The organism is Streptomyces sp. NPDC021096 (genome assembly GCF_040641275.1).
Taxonomy (GTDB): Bacteria; Actinomycetota; Actinomycetes; order Streptomycetales; family Streptomycetaceae; genus Streptomyces.
In genome coordinates, this window is sequence record NZ_JBFADG010000009.1 from 86,201 (window position 1) to 101,959 (window position 15,759).

The window sequence follows — 15,759 nt, forward strand, 5'->3', positions numbered from 1 at the left end:
AGCCGAATTGCCCTGGATAGAGGTCCCGCACGGACGAAATGGCACCCGCCGCGCCGTGCCCCGTAAAGTGGCGCGCACGCCACGGCCCACGGGCCGGCGGCGATGTCCGACATGAGGCGGTACGGCGAGCCGGCTCGCGAGGGGGAGCGCAGTTGAGCACCGAAGCGGATGCCATGCCGCCGCCCACCGTTCCCTTGTGCGCCCCACCGCCCCCGCTGCCCCCTGAGGCCCCCCGCCCGCGCGGCCGTACGGCCGCCGCCGGCGTGTGCCTCGTCCTCGGACTGGGCCTCATAGCCGGGGCGGCGGCCGGTACTTGGCTCACGGACGGGCCCCCCGAGCGCTCGGCCGCGGAAGCGGCGTACGCGCGCGGCGCCACGGTGTGGCAGAACGTCCCCGTCGACCGGCTCTTCCCGCCCACCGTGCACCGCGACGCGGCCGGCCCCGGCGGTGCCCCCCGCGACTGGAACCGGGCCGGCATCGCCCCCGACGGCGACTGCGCGGAGGCCTTCGACCCGCTGCTCGCCACGGCCCTCGCCCCCGTCGGCTGCAAGCGCCTGCTGCGCGCCACGTACACCGACGCCACCGGCTCCTCCGTGACCACGGTCGGCCTGCTCGTCACGGACGCGGACACCGCCGGCATGCGTGCCCTGCGCAAGCGGTTCGCGGACGAACGCCTCGACGAGCGCTCCGACCTGATGCCCCGCCCGTACGCCCCCCAGGGCACGGCCGCCGACCGGTTCGGCGTCGCCCAGCGCGTGAGCTGGCACATCACCGTCCTCACCGACGTCCCCGCGGTCGTCTTCGCGGTGACGGGCTTCACCGACGGCCGCACGGGCACCCCGGCCCAGCCCGCCGCCCGGGCCGTCGCCCCGGGCGGCACCACCGCCGCCGCCCAGGCCGGCCTCGGCCACGACGCCACGTCCCTCGCGGAGGAAGTGGAACGCGCCTTCCGCGACGCGGCGCACAAGCCGCCGGGGGAGGCGGACCGATGACGGCCCCGCGCGCCCTGCCGGTGCTCGCCGCCGCCGTCAGCCTCGCCCTGGTCGCCGCCGCCCCCGCGCACGCCGACGTCATACGGGCCCAGGAGTGGGCGCTGGACGCCCTGCACACGCAGGACGCCTGGCGCACCACGAAGGGCGCCGGGATCACCGTCGCCGTCCTCGACACCGGCGTCGACGAGAGCCACCCCGACCTGCGGGGACGGGTACTGCCGGGCAAGGACCTGATCGGGTTCGGGGCCGGGCCCGGCGAGCGGGCCTGGGCCCGGCACGGGACCGCCATGGCCGGGATCATCGCCGGGCGCGGCCACGGCGAGGGCGACGCCGACGGCGTCACCGGCGTCGCCCCCGAGGCGCGGATCCTGCCGGTCCGCGTGATCCTCGAGGACGGCGACCCGGCCCGCGCCAAGGCCCGCGGAGCGCGCGGCGGCGCGCTGGCCGACGGCATCCGCTGGGCCGCCGACCACGGCGCCGACGTGATCAACCTGTCCCTCGGCGACGACAGCGACACCGCCCACCCCGAACCGCGCGAGGACGCCGCCGTCCAGTACGCCCTCGCCAAGGGCGCCGTCGTCGTGGCCTCGGCCGGCAACGGCGGCGAGAAGGGCGACCACGTCTCCTACCCCGCCGCCTACCCCGGCGTCATCGCGGTGACCGCGGTCGACCGCTACGGCGCCCGCGCCCCGTTCTCCACCCGCCGCTGGTACGCCACCGTCAGCGCGCCCGGCGTCGACGTCGTGATCGCCGACCCGGACCGGCGCTACTACGAGGGCTGGGGCACCAGCGCCGCGGCCGCCTTCGTCTCCGGCGCCGCGGCGCTCGTCCGCGCCGCGCACCCGGGCCTGAGCCCGGCGCGGGTCCGCGAGCTGCTGACCGAGACCGCGCAGGACGCCCCGGCGGGCGGGCGCAGCGACGAGCTCGGCGCGGGGCTGGTCGATCCGGCGGCGGCCATCGCGCGGGGGGCGGGGGAGCGGCCCCAGAGCCGTGACGCTGCGCTTGCCCCGCGCTACTTCGGCTCCGGCCCTCGGCAGGGCCGCGGCGACGGCGGGGGCAGTGGCCTCAGCGCTTCCGCTCTGACGGCCGGTGGGGCGGGCGTCGTCCTGCTCCTGCTGGCCGCAGTCCTGGGGCTCCGCCCCAGACCCCGCTCCTCAAACTCCCCCAGCTAACGCTGGGAGGTGCCCCCAGAGGGGCTGGATTTTCCAGCCCGTCCGGCGTTTGAGGACAAGAAACGGTGAAAGGGCGGGGCAGGGGCAAGATCTCCCGAAGCCGGAGCGACCCGGCACCCGCACCCCCATCCGTCGCCACCCCCCTGCCCGGATAGGCTCGGGGCGTGGCCCTCAAGAACATCCCCGACCCCGGTTTCTCCGACGACGACGGCTCCGCCGACGCCGCCCTGACCGAGGCGCTCGCCGCCTGGTCGGCCGACCGCTCCGCCGAGGGCCGGGTGCTCGCCGCCCTGCAGGGCGCGCGGCTGCTCGTCCCCGTCGTGGCCGTGCTCGGCGAGGTGGAGACCGGGCCCGACGGGCTCAAGCGCGAGAAGACCAGCGACATGGCCGTGCCGACGCTGCAGGCGCCGGACGGGCGCCGGGCGCTTCCGGCGTTCACCTCGACCGAGACGCTGGCGCGCTGGCGCGCGGATGCCCGGCCCGTGGCCGTACCGCTGCACCAGGCGCTGCAGGCGGCCGCGCACGAGAAGGCGGACACGATCGTCCTGGACCTGGCCGGCCCGGTGACGTACCCGCTGACCGGCCCGGCCCTGCTCGCCCTGGCCGAGGGGCGCGCCAGCGCCGACCCGCTGGCCGACCCCGCCGTCGCCGATGCGCTGCGGGCCGTCCTGGCGGCCGAGCCCGGCGTGCTGCGCGCCCATCTGACCCCCTCCCGGGACGCCGACGGCACCCTGGCCCTCGTGCTGGCGGCCGGGGCGCAGGCCCCCGAGGTGGTGCGGCGGGTCGCGGAGGGGCTGGCGGCCGACGAGGTGCTGCGGGCCCGGCTCGTCCGGGGCCTGGACCTGGCCCTGCTGCCGGCGGAGGCGAACGTTCCGGGGGAGCCGCTCCACAGCCGCTGAGCCGCGGGGGCCGCTGATCTCCGACAGGCGCCGTGCCGTGGATCGTCCGACAATGCCAGAGGACTGTCCACTGATCCTCTGGAGGACGCCATGGACGCCCTGAAGAACGTGAAGCCGGCCCTTGCGGGCCTCGACCCGGTGAAGACGAGGACCATCGCCGCGGAATTCCTCGGAACCCTGCTGCTGGTCTTCTTCGCCGTCGGCTCCGTGGTGCTCGCGGCCGACTACATCGGTGTGCTCGGCATCGCGCTCACCTTCGGCTTCACCCTGCTGGCCCTGGCGTACGGCCTGGGGCCGGTCTCGGGGTGTCACGTCAACCCGGCGGTGACCCTCGGGATGCTGGTGGAGCGCCGGATCTCGCTGCACACCGCCATCGAGTACTGGATCGCGCAGCTGCTCGGCGGCATCGTGGGCGCGTTGATCCTCTTCCTGCTGGCCAAGCAGGTGCCGGGGCTCAAGACGGACGGGGCCTTCGGCAGCAACGGCTTCGGCGACCGCTCCGCCGTGCACCTGAACACCGGCGGCGCGTTCCTGGCGGAGGTCGTGATGACGTTCCTGCTGGTGTTCGTGGTGCTGGCGGTGACGCACCGGATCGCTGTGGTGGGCTTCGACGGGCTGGCCATCGGACTCGCCCTGGCCGTGGTGCACCTCATCGGCGTGCCGCTGACCGGAACGTCCGTGAACCCGGCCCGCAGCATCGGCCCGGCCCTCTTCGCGGGCGGCGCGGCCCTGTCCCAGCTGTGGCTGTTCATCGTGGCGCCGCTGATCGGGGGTGTCCTGGCCGCCTTCGCGCACCGGGTCACGCACCCGTACCACGGCGCGGCCATCGTCGCCAACGATGTCGCGCGGCCCGAGCCGCTGCCGGAGCCGGGCGAGGTCCGGCAGGACAAGCCGCACCGCGGCGACGTGCCCTGAGGTCGGCGGCCCCAGGCCGCCGACCGGAGGATCAGCCGAAGACGGGCCCGGTGAACTTCTCGCCGGGGCCCTGGCCCGGCTCGTCCGGGACGACGGAGGCCTCGCGGAAGGCCAGCTGCAGCGACTTCAGGCCGTCGCGCAGCGGCGCCGCGTGGAAGTTGCTGACCTCGGTGGCGCTCGCGGTGACCAGGCCGGCGAGGGCGTGGATCAGCTTGCGGGCCTCGTCCAGGTCCTTGTGCTTGTCGCCCTCCTCGGCCAGGCCGAGGTTGACGGCGGCGGCGCTCATCAGGTGCACCGCGACCGTGGTGATCACCTCGACGGCGGGGACGTCCGCGATGTCGCGGGTCATGGTGTCGAAGTCCGGGCTGGTGGGCTCGGCGCCGTCGGCGTGGCCGTTGGCGCTGGGGGTCGCGTCGCTCATGGCGGACACGATACGTCCCGTTGCCGTATCGGTTCGCCACCGGTTAGCACGCCCGCTCACCAGCTGCTAAGGTTGTGGAACGACCGGCTGGGCGCATGTGTGCCCGGCCCACAAGTGGAGCTCCGATCTCCCACCTCGCCGATCTCAGGTCGGCAGGTCTCCGGTCAGGCGGCGCCCATCGTTCCGTACGGACGATGGAGCTGCCCGATGATGCGCCCCGCGGCATGCCGTGGCGGTGTTCCGGTTTCATGGAGCCCCGCCTGTGTCCCGTCGGGGCATTTTTTCATGTGCCGGCGCGGTTGGTCTTTACGAAAAGACGTTACGTGGCCGCCCGTGAGGGTGCCGCGTGGTGCTACCGAGGAGGCCCCATCAGCGCCGAGCCCCGCATCAACGACCGGATCCGAGTCCCCGAGGTGCGACTTGTCGGTCCCAGTGGCGAGCAGGTCGGCATCGTGCCGCTTGCCAAGGCACTGGAGCTTGCGCAGGAGTACGACCTCGACCTGGTCGAGGTGGCGGCGAACGCACGCCCGCCGGTCTGCAAGCTCATGGACTACGGGAAGTTCAAGTACGAGTCGGCCATGAAGGCCCGTGAGGCGCGCAAGAACCAGGCGCACACGGTCATCAAGGAGATGAAGCTCCGGCCGAAGATCGACCCGCACGACTACGACACCAAAAAGGGTCACGTCGTACGGTTCCTCAAGCAGGGCGACAAGGTCAAGATCACGATCATGTTCCGTGGTCGCGAGCAGTCCCGGCCCGAGCTGGGCTACCGACTGCTGCAGCGTCTGGCGGAGGACGTCCAGGACCTGGGTTTCGTCGAGTCGAACCCCAAGCAGGACGGCCGCAACATGATCATGGTTCTCGGTCCGCACAAGAAGAAGACCGAGGCGATGGCCGAAGCCCGCGAGGCGCAGGCCGCCCGCAAGGCCGAGCGCCAGGGTGGATCCAGCACGGACGCCGCCGAGGAGCCCGCAGAGGCGTGATTCCGGGGCACTCGTGCCCTGGCTCACTCCGGGGCAGCCGCCCCGGACAGCAACCGAACACAGCTGACGCTACCCGTGTGCCCGTAGCCGGGCCGGGGGAGCGCCACCGACGAGGAGATACGGCGCGATGCCGAAGAACAAGACGCACTCCGGTGCCAGCAAGCGCTTCAAGATCACCGGTTCCGGCAAGGTCATGCGTGAGCGCGCCGGCAAGCGCCACCTGCTCGAGCACAAGTCGTCCAAGCTGACGCGTCGCCTCACCGGCAACGCCGAGATGGCCCCGGGCGACGCCAAGAAGATCAAGAAGCTTCTCGGCAAGTGACGCCCTGCACCCCGTGACCCACGGGGTGCGCGTCGGACCGGGACCCAATCGAATTCGGGCCGTGTGAGAACCCACCGCGGCCCCGCTACAAGGAGTTAACAAGTGGCACGCGTCAAGCGCGCAGTCAACGCGCACAAGAAGCGTCGGGCGATCCTCGAGGCGGCCAGCGGTTACCGCGGCCAGCGCTCGCGTCTGTACCGCAAGGCCAAGGAGCAGGTCACCCACTCCCTGGTCTACAACTACAACGACCGCAAGAAGCGCAAGGGCGACTTCCGTCAGCTGTGGATCCAGCGCATCAACGCCGCTGCCCGCCAGAACGGCATGACGTACAACCGCCTCATCCAGGGTCTGAAGGCCGCCAACATCGAGGTGGACCGCAAGATCCTGGCCGAGCTCGCGGTCAACGACATGAACGCGTTCGCCGCGCTCGTCGAGGTTGCGCAGAAGGCGCTGCCGGCCGACGTCAACGCCCCGAAGGCCGCTGCCTGATCCGGCGCGCCCCTCAAGGCATGAGCGGACCCGCAGGCCCCACCGGCCCGCGGGTCCGCTGACTTTTGCCGTCATGGGCGGCCCCAGCGGCCGCCCCGCCCCGCCTCGCGAGTCCGCGATGCCGTACGACCCCCACAGTGAAGTGAGCCGCCGCCCATGGGCACCCCCGAGCTGATCTCCCCGCGCTCCCCCCGCGTCATCGCCGCCCGCCGGCTGGCCAAGCGCAGTTTCCGGGTCAAGGAGCGCCGGTTCATCGCCGAGGGCCCCCAGGCCGTGCGCGAGGCGATCGCGCACCGCAGCGGCGGCGAGCCGACCCTGCTCGAGCTCTTCGCCACCGTCGAGGCGGCCGGCCGGCACGCCGAGATCATCGAGGCCGCCCACGCCGCCGGCGTGCGGGTGCACCACGCCGACGACGCCACGGTCGCCGACCTCTCGCAGACCGTGACCCCGCAGGGCCTCGTCGGCGTCTGCCGCTTCCTCGACTCGCCCTTCGAGGAGATCCTCGCCGCTCGGCCCAAGCTGGTGGCCGTCCTGGCGCACGTGCGCGACCCCGGCAACGCCGGCACGGTCCTGCGCTGCGCCGACGCCGCGGGCGCCGAGGCCGTGGTGCTGACCGACGCCTCGGTGGACCTGTACAACCCCAAGTCGGTGCGGGCCTCCGTCGGCTCCCTCTTCCACCTGCCGGTCGCCGTGGGCGTCCCCGTCGAGCAGGCCGTCCGCGGCCTGCAGGGGGCCGGCGCGCGCATCCTGGCCGCCGACGGGGCCGGGGACCGGGACCTCGACGCGGAGCTGGACCGGGGCACGATGGGCGGCCCCACCGCCTGGATCTTCGGCAACGAGGCCTGGGGCCTGCCCGAGGAGACCCGCGCCCTGGCCGACGCCGTGGTGCGCGTGCCGATCCACGGAAAGGCCGAGTCCCTCAACCTCGCCACGGCCGCCGCGGTGTGCCTGTACGCCTCCGCCCGTGCGCAGCGCGCGTCCGGAGGGTGCCGCTCCGTGACCTCCAGCTAGTAGGGTGGCGCTCCGGGGGCTCGGGAGGGGGTGCGGATGAGGAACGTCAGGACTTCCGGGAGCGCGGTGGTCGGCACCTGTCCGACCGCCTCCAGCGGCTCCCCGGGCACGGCGAACGGCTTCGGCCTGCACGCCGACGACCTGCCCGACGGCCTGGTCGTCGCCGACGCCGCCGGCCGCGTGACCTGCTTCAACGCCGCCGCCGCCCGCATCACGGCCGTCCACCCCGCCGAGGCGCTCGGCCGCCCCCTGGAGAGCGCCCTGCCCCTGGAGGACCTCGACGGCCGCCGCTGGTGGCCGCTGACCGACCCCTACGGCGGGCTCACCACGCGCACGGGCCAGCCCGAGCGGAACCTCCTGCTGCCCGGCGGCCGCCAGGTGCTGGTCTCCGCCCGGTACGTCCGGGAGCGGCCCGGCGGGCCCGTGGTGCGCGTCGTGATCCAGCTGCGCGGCACCGAGGCGCGGCGCCGCACCGAGCGCAGCCACGCCGAGCTGATCGCCACCGTCGCCCACGAGCTGCGCTCGCCCCTGACGTCCGTCAAGGGGTTCACGGCGACGCTGCTGGCCAAGTGGGAGCGGTTCACCGACGACCAGAAGCGGCTGATGCTGGAGACCGTCGACGCCGACGCCGACCGCGTCACCCGGCTCATCGCCGAGCTGCTGGACATCTCCCGGATCGACTCCGGCCGGCTGGAGGTGCGCCGCCAGCCGGTCGACATGGCCGCGGCCGTGCGCCGGCACGTCGAGGCGTACACCAGGGCCGGCCTGCGGGCCGACCGGTTCCGGGTGGAGGTCGCCGAGGGGCTGCCCGCGCTCTGGGCCGATCCGGACAAGGTCGACCAGGTTCTGGGCAACCTCCTGGAAAACGCGGTGCGCCACGGCGAGGGAACGGTCACCATAGAGGTGACACCAGCAGTGACGAAGGCCAGGACGGAGGGGACGGCGGTCACCGTGAGCGATGAGGGCCCCGGAATCCCCGAGGAATCGATGGCCCGCGTCTTCACCCGCTTCTGGCGGGGCAGCAAGCGCGGCGGCACCGGCCTGGGCCTGTACATCGTCAAGGGCATCGTCGAGGCCCACGGCGGGACGATCACGGTGGGACGGGCCGCCCGTGGCGGCGCCCAGTTCCGATTTACCCTGCCCGTGGGCGCCCCGGCCTTCCTCACCCAGGCCTGAAGCCGCGCCCCACGGGCTCATCCGACCACACGCGCCCCTTAGACTCGACCTTTGGCACCTTTGGCATTACTGAAGGCCCCCGGTCCATGCCGTCGGGCGAAAGCGCGCAGCCAAGCGAAGCCAGCCAATCGGAAGCACGGGAAGATATGTCGGCACCCAATAAGTCGTACGACCCTGTCGAGGTCGAGGCACTGAAACCGGAAGAGATCGAGCGCAGGCGGGACGAGGCGCTCGCCGCCTTCGCCGCGGCCGCCGACCTCGAGGCTCTGCGGGAGGCGAAGGCCGCGCACATGGGCGACCGCTCCCCGCTCGCCCTCGCCAACCGCGAGATCGGCGCCCTGCCCCCGCAGGCCAAGGCCGAGGCCGGCAAGCGCGTGGGCATGGCCCGCGGTGCCGTGAACAAGGCCCTCGCCGCCCGCCAGGCGGAGCTGGAGTCCGAGCGGGACGCCCGCGTGCTGGTCGAGGAGGCGGTGGACGTCACGCTGCCCTACGACCGCATCCCGGCCGGCGCCCGTCACCCGCTGACCACGCTCTGCGAGCGCATCGAGGACGTCTTCGTCGCCATGGGCTACGAGGTCGCCGAGGGCCCCGAGGTCGAGGCCGAGTGGTTCAACTTCGACGCCCTGAACTTCGAGCCGGACCACCCGGCCCGCGCCATGCAGGACACCTTCTTCGTCCAGGGCGCCGACCCCAAGACTGCGCTCTCGACGTCTGGCATCGTGCTGCGCACCCACACCTCCCCGGTGCAGGTCCGCTCGATGCTCGACCGCGAGCCCCCCATCTACGTGGTCTGCCCCGGCCGTGTGTACCGCACGGACGAGCTGGACGCCACGCACACCCCGGTCTTCCACCAGGTCGAGCTCCTCGCCATCGACGAGGGCCTGACCATGGCCGACCTCAAGGGCACCATCGAGCACATGGTGCGCTCGCTGTTCGGCGAGGGCCTCACGACCCGGCTGCGCCCGAACTACTTCCCGTTCACCGAGCCCTCCGCCGAGCTGGACATGGAGTGCTACGTCTGCCGCGGCGAGTCGGTCGGCAACCCCGACCGCCCCTGCCGCACCTGCTCCAGCGAGGGCTGGATCGAGCTCGGCGGCTGCGGCATGGTCAACCCGCGCGTGCTGGTCGCCGCGGGCATCGACCCGGAGAAGTACAGCGGCTTCGCCTTCGGGTTCGGCATCGAGCGGATGCTGATGTTCCGCCACAACGTCGAGGACATGCGAGACATGGTCGAGGGTGACGTGCGCTTCACCAGGCCGTTCGGGATGGAGATCTGATGCGCGCCCCGCTTTCCTGGCTGCGGGAATACGTCGACCTGCCGGTCGGCGAGACCGGCCGTGACGTACAGGCCAAGCTCGTCGCCGCCGGCCTCGAGGTCGAGCGCGTCGAGCAGCTCGGCACCGGCCTCAAGGGCCCCCTGGTCGTCGGCAAGGTCCTCACCATCGAGGAGCTCGAGGGCTTCCGCAAGCCGATCCGCTTCTGCACGGTCGACGTCGGCCAGGCCAACGGCACCGGCGAGCCGCAGGAGATCGTCTGCGGCGCCCGCAACTTCGCCGTCGGCGACAAGGTCGTCGTGGTCCTGCCCGGCGCCGTGCTGCCCGGTGACTTCGCGATCGCCGCCCGCAAGACCTACGGCAAGACCTCGCACGGCATGATCTGCTCCGGCGAGGAGCTGGGCATGGGCGACGACGGCACGCACGGCATCATCGTGCTGCCGCAGGAGTACGAGCCCGGCACCGACGCCATCAAGCTGCTCGAGCTCGTCGACGACGTCCTCGACATCGCCGTCACCCCCGACCGGGGCTACTGCCTGTCGATGCGCGGCATCGCCCGCGAGGCCGCCACCGCCTACGGCCTGCCGCTGCGCGACCCGGCCCTGCTGGACGTGCCCGCGCCCAACAGCTACGGCTACCCCGTCCAGGTCGCCGACCCCTCCGGCTGCGACCGCTTCACCGCCCGCACGGTCACCGGCCTCGACCCCGAGGCCCGCTCCCCGATCTGGCTGCAGCGCCGTCTGCAGAAGGCGGGCATGCGACCGGTCTCGCTCGCCGTCGACATCACCAACTACGTGATGCTCGAGCTCGGCCAGCCGCTGCACGCCTACGACCGCTCCCGCGTCGAAGGCACCATCGGCGTGCGCCGCGCCCAGCCGGGCGAGAAGCTGACCACCCTCGACGGCACCAAGCGCGTCCTGGACGCCGAGGACCTGGTCATCACCGACAACCGCGGCCCCATCGGGCTCGCCGGTGTCATGGGCGGCGCCGACACCGAGATCGCGGACCACGCGGCCGGCCAGGGCTCCACCGAGGTCGTCATCGAGGCGGCGCACTTCGACGCCGTCGCGATCGCCCGGGCGGCCCGCCGCCACAAGCTGTCCACCGAGGCGTCCAAGCGCTTCGAGCGCGGCGTCGACCCGCAGGCGGCCTCCGCGGCCGCCCAGCGCACCGTCGACCTGCTGGTGCTGCTCGCGGGCGGCACCGCCGAGGCCGGCGTCACCGAGATCGTCGCCCCCAGCGGGCCGCGTACCATCTCGCTGAACGCCGACCACCCGGACCGCGTCGCCGGCGTCGAGTACGGCCGGGAGACCGTCGTACGCCGCCTGCAGCAGGTCGGCTGCGACGTCTACGGACAGGACGAGCTGCTCGTCACCGTCCCCAGCTGGCGGCCCGACCTCACCGACCCGAACGACCTCGCCGAAGAGGTCATCCGGCTCGAGGGCTACGAGAACCTGCCCGCCACCCTCCCGCACCCGCCGGCCGGCCGCGGTCTGACCTCGCGTCAGCGCCTGCACCGCCGCGTCGGCCGGGCGCTGGCCGGCGCGGGCTACGTCGAGGCGCTCAACTACCCCTTCATCGGGGACTGGGCCCTTGACCACCTCGGCCTGGACGCCGACGACCCGCGCCGCACCACGGTGCGCCTGCTCAACCCGCTCTCCGACGCCGAGCCGTCGCTGCGCACCACGCTGCTGCCCGGGCTCTTCACCGCCCTGCGCCGCAACGACAGCCGTGGCGAGCACGACCTGGCGCTCTTCGAGACCGGCTCGGTCTTCCGGCCGACCGGCGAGGAGGTCGCCCCGGTCCGGCTGCCCGTCGACCGCCGCCCGACCGACGAGGAGATCGCCCGCCTGAACGCCGCGCTGCCCCGGCAGCCGCGCCGGGCGGCCGTGGTCCTGGCCGGAGCGCGCGAGCAGGCCGGCTGGTGGGACAAGGGCCGCCCGGCGACCTGGGCGGACGCCGTCGAGGCCGGCCGGGTCGTGGCCCGCGAGGCCGGCGTCGAGCTGATCGTCCGCCAGGACCAGCAGGCCCCCTTCCACCCCGGCCGCTGCGCCGCGCTGCTGGCGCTGGTCGACGGCCAGGAGGTGCTCGTCGGCAACGCCGGTGAGCTGCACCCGCGCGTCACCAAGGCGTTCGGTCTGCCGGAGCGCACCTGCGCGATGGAGATCGAGCTGGACCGGCTGGAGGAGGCCGGCGCGGGCGTGGTCGAGGCCCCGCACGTGTCCACCTTCCCCGTGGCCACCCAGGATGTCGCGCTCGTCGTGGACGCCTCGGTCGCCGCTGCCGACGTCGAGGCCGCGCTGCGCGAGGGCGCCGGTGAACTCCTCGAGTCGCTGCGCCTGTTCGACGTCTTCACCGGCCAACAGCTGGGCGGGGGCAAGAAGTCGCTGGCCTACGCGCTGCGCTTCCGCGCCGACGACCGCACCCTGACCGCCGAGGAGGCCTCGGCGGCCCGCGACGCGGCGGTCCGGGTGGCCGTCGAGCGCACGGGCGCGGTGCTGCGCGGCGCCTAGCACTGCCCGGCGGCACGCCGCCGTCATGCGCGAGGGGCGCCCCGGAACTCCGGGGCGCCCTTCCGTATGTCACGCACCGTCAGCGAAGCACGGTCCGAATATCACTCAATGGGGTGGAATCGGGGGGTCGGGTCGTTACTTTCGCGTGACTGCTCGCAAGAATCGAGCCGTCATTGCTGCTACGGGGGGCACGGCATGATCCGTACCGGGGCGCTGCGCTGCTGGCGGGGTGCGGTGTTCGCGCTGCCCGGCCTGTGGATGCTCACCGTCGTCGTCTTCGAGCTCGTCGGCTCGCTCGGCCCGCAGTTCGTCCCGCTCCTCGCCGCGGCACCCGTCATCGCCTGCGCCGTGGCCGTGGCCGCCGGCGGGGGCCGGCCCGACGGCCACGGCCGGCGCCTCGCGGCCGAGCTGGAGCGGGCCAAGGAGATCGCGGTCACCGCACAGCGCGCCCTGCTGCGCCCCCTGCCGCCCCGGATCGACGGGCTCGCCCTCGCCGGCGGCCACCTCTCGGCGAGCGAAGGCGCCCTGGTCGGCGGCGATCTGTACGACGTGCAGGCCACCCCGCAGGGGGTGCGCATCATCATGGGCGACGTCCGCGGCCACGGCCTGCCCGCGCTGGCCACCGTCGCCGCCCTCCTCGGCAGCTTCCGCGAGGCCGCCCACGACGAGGGCGAACTCCCCGGCGTGCTGCGCCGCCTGGAGCGCGCCCTGCACCGCCACCTGCGCGAACGGGCCCGCGGCGAGCACCCCGCCGAGGCCGCGGAGCGGGACCGCTCGGACGCCGAGGAGTTCGTGACCGTCCTGCTCCTGGAGATCCGCGACCAGGGCGAGGTCATGGCGCTCAACTGCGGCCACCCCTGGCCCCATCGGCTCACCGGCGCGGACGGCCCGGCCCCCGCCGTCCTGCCCACGGGCGGCGAACCGCTGCCGCCGCTGGGGATGTTCCCGCTCCCCGCCGAGCTGCCCCCGCTCGCCCTCACCCGGCTGCTGCCCGGCGACGCCCTCGTCCTGCACACCGACGGGGCCGAGGACGCCCGCGACGCCGCAGGGGCGTTCTTCCCCCTCACCGGCGCCCTGGCCGAGGCCGTCCGCGCCGGCGCGGACGCGGCCCCCGCGACCGTCGTCGAGCGCGTCCAGGACGCCCTGTTGCGGCACACCGGAGGGCTGCTCTCGGACGACTTCGCGCTGCTGGCCCTGCGCAACGACCGCGACCGCGTCCCGGCGCCCTCCCGTCCCCCGTCCCTGGTGCGCTCCTGCCTGCGCTCCTGACGTGCGGGGGCGGCCGTGGCCCGTTCACACCCCGTGCGAAGGGATCTCCACTACGCTGATCCCACCGAGCGCACCGGAGGGCAGGATGGAGCCCAACACACTGCTCGACGCCATCCTCGACGAGGCGGGAATCTCCCACGCCGGTCTGGCCGCCCACATCAACGCGGCAGGCCGGGCCCGGGGACTGGCGTTGCGTTACGAACACACCGCCGTCGCCCGCTGGCTCAAGGGCCAGCGGCCGCGCGGCCAGGTACCGGACCTCATCTGCGAGGTCCTCGGCGAGCGGCTGCACCGCGCGCTGACCCTCGACGACATCGGACTCGGCACCCCCGGCAGCCCCCGGGTGCCCGGCACCCCCCTGTCCGGCTTCGTCGAGCGCGCCACCGCCCTGTGGCGCTCCGACGAACAGCAACGCGAACACGTGGTCACGGCCCCCGCCGTCACGGGCACCCCCGCGGTCATCCCGGTCTGGGAGTGGGAGAACCCGCCCGAGGACGCCGACGTCTCCCGGCGCGGCCTGACCCGGGTCTCCCACGACGACATCGACATGCTGCGCGCGGCCCGGGCGCACTACGAGCAGATGTACCGCAAGGCGGGCGGCGTGGCGACCCGGGGCCGCGTCGTCGGCTTCCTCAACGCCGAGGCGGCGCCGCTGCTGCGCGGCGGCTACTCCGATGCGATGGGCCGTCAACTGCACCGTGCCACCGGCGGACTGGTGGCCGTCGCCGGCATCTGCGCCTACGACTCCGACGCCCACGGACTGGCCCAGCGCTACTTCCACCAGGCGCTGCGGCTGGCCAAGGCCAGCGGGGACCGCGGGCTGGGCGCGTATGTGATCGCCCTCCTCGTCAACCAGTCGCTGTTCATGGGGGAGTACCGCCAGGCCGTCGCCTTCGCCGAGTCCGCGCTGCGGGCCGGGGGCACCCATCTCACCCCCGCGCTGGCCGCCGACCTCTACGCCATGCAGGCCAAGGCCTACGCACGGCTGGGCGACGGCGCCGGGGCGCTGGGCTGCATCCGGCGGGCCGAGGCGGCCGCCGAGCGCATCCACCGTGGCCAGGAACCCGCCGAGACCGGCTACGTCCAGCCCGGCCTGGTGAACGTACAGGTGGCGGAGGCGCTGTTGAGCCTCGGCGACCTCGGACCCGCCCGTGAGCACGCGGACCGGGCCGTCGACACCCCCGCCCACGACCGGGGCCGTGTCCACCGGCTCGCCATGCTCACGCACATCGAGCTGCGTCAGGGAGACGCGGACAAGGCGGTGGCCACCGCACGGGAGATGACCGAGCAGGCGAGAGGCATGGAATCGCAGCGCTTACGGGACCGGCTCCGTGCGGTGCGCGAGCACCTGATCGAGAGTGGGTGCGCGGCCACGGCCGAGGCCGCCGAGATGATCGACGGGGCGCTGCGCGTGCCCTTGTGAGTGAGATCGCCAGGACAGCGCCCGGGAGGTGGCCACCTCGGCGGAAGGTGGCAAACACGTGCGTTGGAAGAATCTCAAGGAGTTGACCGTCTACGAGAACCGCTGGTTCCAGGTCAATCTCGCGGACGTCGAGCTCCCCGACGGCCGGCATCTCGACCACTTCCTCATCCGGCTGCGGCCCGTCGCCGTGGCCACGGTGGTCAACGCGGCCAACGAGGTCCTGCTGCTGTGGCGGCACCGTTTCATCACCGACAACTGGGGCTGGGAACTGGCGGCCGGCGTCGTCGAGGACGGCGAGGACATCGCCTACGCGGCGGCCCGGGAGATGGAGGAGGAGACCGGCTGGCGGCCCTCCCGACTGCGGCACCTGATGTCCGTCGAGCCGTCCAACGGGCTCACCGACGCCCGGCACCACATCTACTGGACGGACGAGGCCGAGTACATCGGCGACCCCGAGGACGGCTTCGAGTCGGACCGCCGCGAGTGGGTGCCGCTCAAGCTGGTGCCCGACCTGATCGCCCGCGGTGAGGTGCCGGCCGCCAACATGGCGGCGGCCCTGCTGCTCCTGCACCACATCCGGCTCGGCTGACGGGTCGCCGGGCGCGTCCCGCGCTCATCGGCCGACCGCCTGCCACACGGCGACCGCCAGTCCGGCGAGGCCGGTGAGCGCGGCAAGTGACGGCAGCGGCCACTTGCCGTGCTCCAGAGCCCGTACCCGCTCCGTCATCTCGGTGATGTCGCGCTCGGTCTGGTCGCTGCGCTGGGTGAGAAGAGCGAGGTGGCCGTCGATGCGGACGACGCCGACATCGAGACTGCGCCTGAGCTCCGCGAGCTCGGCCGCCTTCGCGGCGTGCTCGGGATGGGTGGTCACGGTGCGTACCCCTTCCGGAAGTGTCCTTC

Annotated in this window: 16 protein-coding genes; 14 read left to right on the forward strand and 2 right to left on the reverse strand. The window is 73.5% G+C overall.

All coding sequences use genetic code 11. From position 1 onward, the window contains the following. The first annotated feature begins 152 nt into the window (after positions 1-152). From AB0G59_RS15310 to AB0G59_RS15325, 4 genes are all read left to right on the forward strand, one after another. On the forward strand, positions 153-992 hold the full coding sequence (locus AB0G59_RS15310) for a hypothetical protein (protein WP_360911690.1): 840 nt from the start codon (positions 153-155) through the stop codon (positions 990-992). Further along, a complete protein-coding gene (gene mycP / locus AB0G59_RS15315) occupies positions 989-2,164 on the forward strand; it encodes a type VII secretion-associated serine protease mycosin (RefSeq protein WP_360911692.1) in 1,176 nt (391 codons plus the stop codon). The genes AB0G59_RS15310 and mycP overlap by 4 nt, the downstream gene beginning before the upstream one ends. A gap of 164 nt (positions 2,165-2,328) precedes the next feature. After that, on the forward strand, positions 2,329-3,063 hold the full coding sequence (locus tag AB0G59_RS15320) for an SseB family protein (protein WP_360911694.1): 735 nt from the start codon (positions 2,329-2,331) through the stop codon (positions 3,061-3,063). 138 nt (positions 3,064-3,201) lie between these two features. After that, complete coding sequence (locus AB0G59_RS15325) at positions 3,202-3,978, forward strand: MIP family channel protein (RefSeq protein ID WP_360911888.1); 777 nt, start codon at positions 3,202-3,204, stop codon at positions 3,976-3,978. Positions 3,979-4,009: 31 nt separating this feature from the next. On the opposite strand, the gene AB0G59_RS15330 is transcribed toward AB0G59_RS15325, so the two are convergent. Continuing rightward, positions 4,010-4,399, reverse strand: a complete 390-nt coding sequence (locus AB0G59_RS15330) for a DUF1844 domain-containing protein (RefSeq protein WP_071964728.1) — start codon at positions 4,397-4,399, stop codon at positions 4,010-4,012. 323 nt (positions 4,400-4,722) lie between these two features. On the opposite strand from AB0G59_RS15330, the gene infC reads away from it, so the two are divergent. From infC to AB0G59_RS15380, 10 genes are all read left to right on the forward strand, one after another. Then, complete coding sequence (gene infC, locus AB0G59_RS15335) at positions 4,723-5,382, forward strand: translation initiation factor IF-3 (RefSeq protein ID WP_360911697.1); 660 nt, start codon at positions 4,723-4,725, stop codon at positions 5,380-5,382. 127 nt (positions 5,383-5,509) lie between these two features. Beyond that, a complete protein-coding gene (gene rpmI, locus AB0G59_RS15340; protein WP_071964711.1) occupies positions 5,510-5,704 on the forward strand; it encodes a 50S ribosomal protein L35 in 195 nt (64 codons plus the stop codon). 102 nt (positions 5,705-5,806) lie between these two features. Further along, entirely contained in the window at positions 5,807-6,193 is a 387-nt protein-coding gene (gene rplT, locus AB0G59_RS15345) for a 50S ribosomal protein L20 (RefSeq protein WP_071964710.1), read from the forward strand. A gap of 156 nt (positions 6,194-6,349) precedes the next feature. Next, positions 6,350-7,204 carry an RNA methyltransferase gene (locus tag AB0G59_RS15350; RefSeq protein WP_360911701.1) on the forward strand — a complete coding sequence of 285 codons (855 nt, stop codon included), beginning with the start codon at positions 6,350-6,352 and terminating at the stop codon, positions 7,202-7,204. A 36-nt stretch (positions 7,205-7,240) separates the two neighbouring features. Next, the gene (locus AB0G59_RS15355; RefSeq protein WP_360911704.1) at positions 7,241-8,380 is read left to right on the forward strand and encodes an ATP-binding protein; all 1,140 of its coding nucleotides are present in this window, start codon (positions 7,241-7,243) and stop codon (positions 8,378-8,380) included. A gap of 146 nt (positions 8,381-8,526) precedes the next feature. Next, positions 8,527-9,657 (forward strand): phenylalanine--tRNA ligase subunit alpha, encoded by a 1,131-nt coding sequence (pheS, locus tag AB0G59_RS15360; RefSeq protein WP_360911706.1) that lies wholly within the window; start codon positions 8,527-8,529, stop codon positions 9,655-9,657. After that, positions 9,657-12,167 carry a phenylalanine--tRNA ligase subunit beta gene (pheT, locus tag AB0G59_RS15365; protein ID WP_360911708.1) on the forward strand — a complete coding sequence of 837 codons (2,511 nt, stop codon included), beginning with the start codon at positions 9,657-9,659 and terminating at the stop codon, positions 12,165-12,167. Before pheS ends, pheT begins: the two co-directional genes overlap by 1 nt. Positions 12,168-12,362: 195 nt before the next feature. Further along, the gene (locus AB0G59_RS15370; RefSeq protein WP_360911710.1) at positions 12,363-13,436 is read left to right on the forward strand and encodes a PP2C family protein-serine/threonine phosphatase; all 1,074 of its coding nucleotides are present in this window, start codon (positions 12,363-12,365) and stop codon (positions 13,434-13,436) included. Positions 13,437-13,521: 85 nt separating this feature from the next. Next, entirely contained in the window at positions 13,522-14,859 is a 1,338-nt protein-coding gene (locus AB0G59_RS15375) for a transcriptional regulator (protein WP_071964704.1), read from the forward strand. Positions 14,860-14,917: 58 nt separating this feature from the next. Continuing rightward, positions 14,918-15,448: an NUDIX hydrolase gene (locus tag AB0G59_RS15380; RefSeq protein ID WP_071964726.1), complete on the forward strand. Its 531-nt coding sequence runs from the start codon at positions 14,918-14,920 to the stop codon at positions 15,446-15,448. Between the two features lie 24 nt (positions 15,449-15,472). Here the strand turns inward: AB0G59_RS15380 and AB0G59_RS15385 are convergent, their stop codons facing one another. Next, a complete protein-coding gene (locus AB0G59_RS15385; RefSeq protein ID WP_071964703.1) occupies positions 15,473-15,730 on the reverse strand; it encodes a hypothetical protein in 258 nt (85 codons plus the stop codon). Between the last annotated feature and the right edge of the window lie 29 nt (positions 15,731-15,759).

Bases quoted from the DNA above. Each gene is read 5' to 3' on its own strand.
- rpmI (WP_071964711.1), top strand. From the start codon at position 5,510: ATGCCGAAGAACAAGACGCACTCCGGTGCCAGCAAGCGCTTCAAGATC.
- pheT (WP_360911708.1), top strand. From the start codon at position 9,657: ATGCGCGCCCCGCTTTCCTGGCTGCGGGAATACGTCGACCTGCCGGTC.
- AB0G59_RS15370 (WP_360911710.1), top strand. From the start codon at position 12,363: ATGATCCGTACCGGGGCGCTGCGCTGCTGGCGGGGTGCGGTGTTCGCG.
- AB0G59_RS15375 (WP_071964704.1), top strand. From the start codon at position 13,522: ATGGAGCCCAACACACTGCTCGACGCCATCCTCGACGAGGCGGGAATC.
- AB0G59_RS15330 (WP_071964728.1), bottom strand. From the start codon at position 4,399: ATGAGCGACGCGACCCCCAGCGCCAACGGCCACGCCGACGGCGCCGAG.
- mycP (WP_360911692.1), top strand. From the start codon at position 989: ATGACGGCCCCGCGCGCCCTGCCGGTGCTCGCCGCCGCCGTCAGCCTC.
- pheS (WP_360911706.1), top strand. From the start codon at position 8,527: ATGTCGGCACCCAATAAGTCGTACGACCCTGTCGAGGTCGAGGCACTG.
- AB0G59_RS15350 (WP_360911701.1), top strand. From the start codon at position 6,350: ATGGGCACCCCCGAGCTGATCTCCCCGCGCTCCCCCCGCGTCATCGCC.
- AB0G59_RS15355 (WP_360911704.1), top strand. From the start codon at position 7,241: ATGAGGAACGTCAGGACTTCCGGGAGCGCGGTGGTCGGCACCTGTCCG.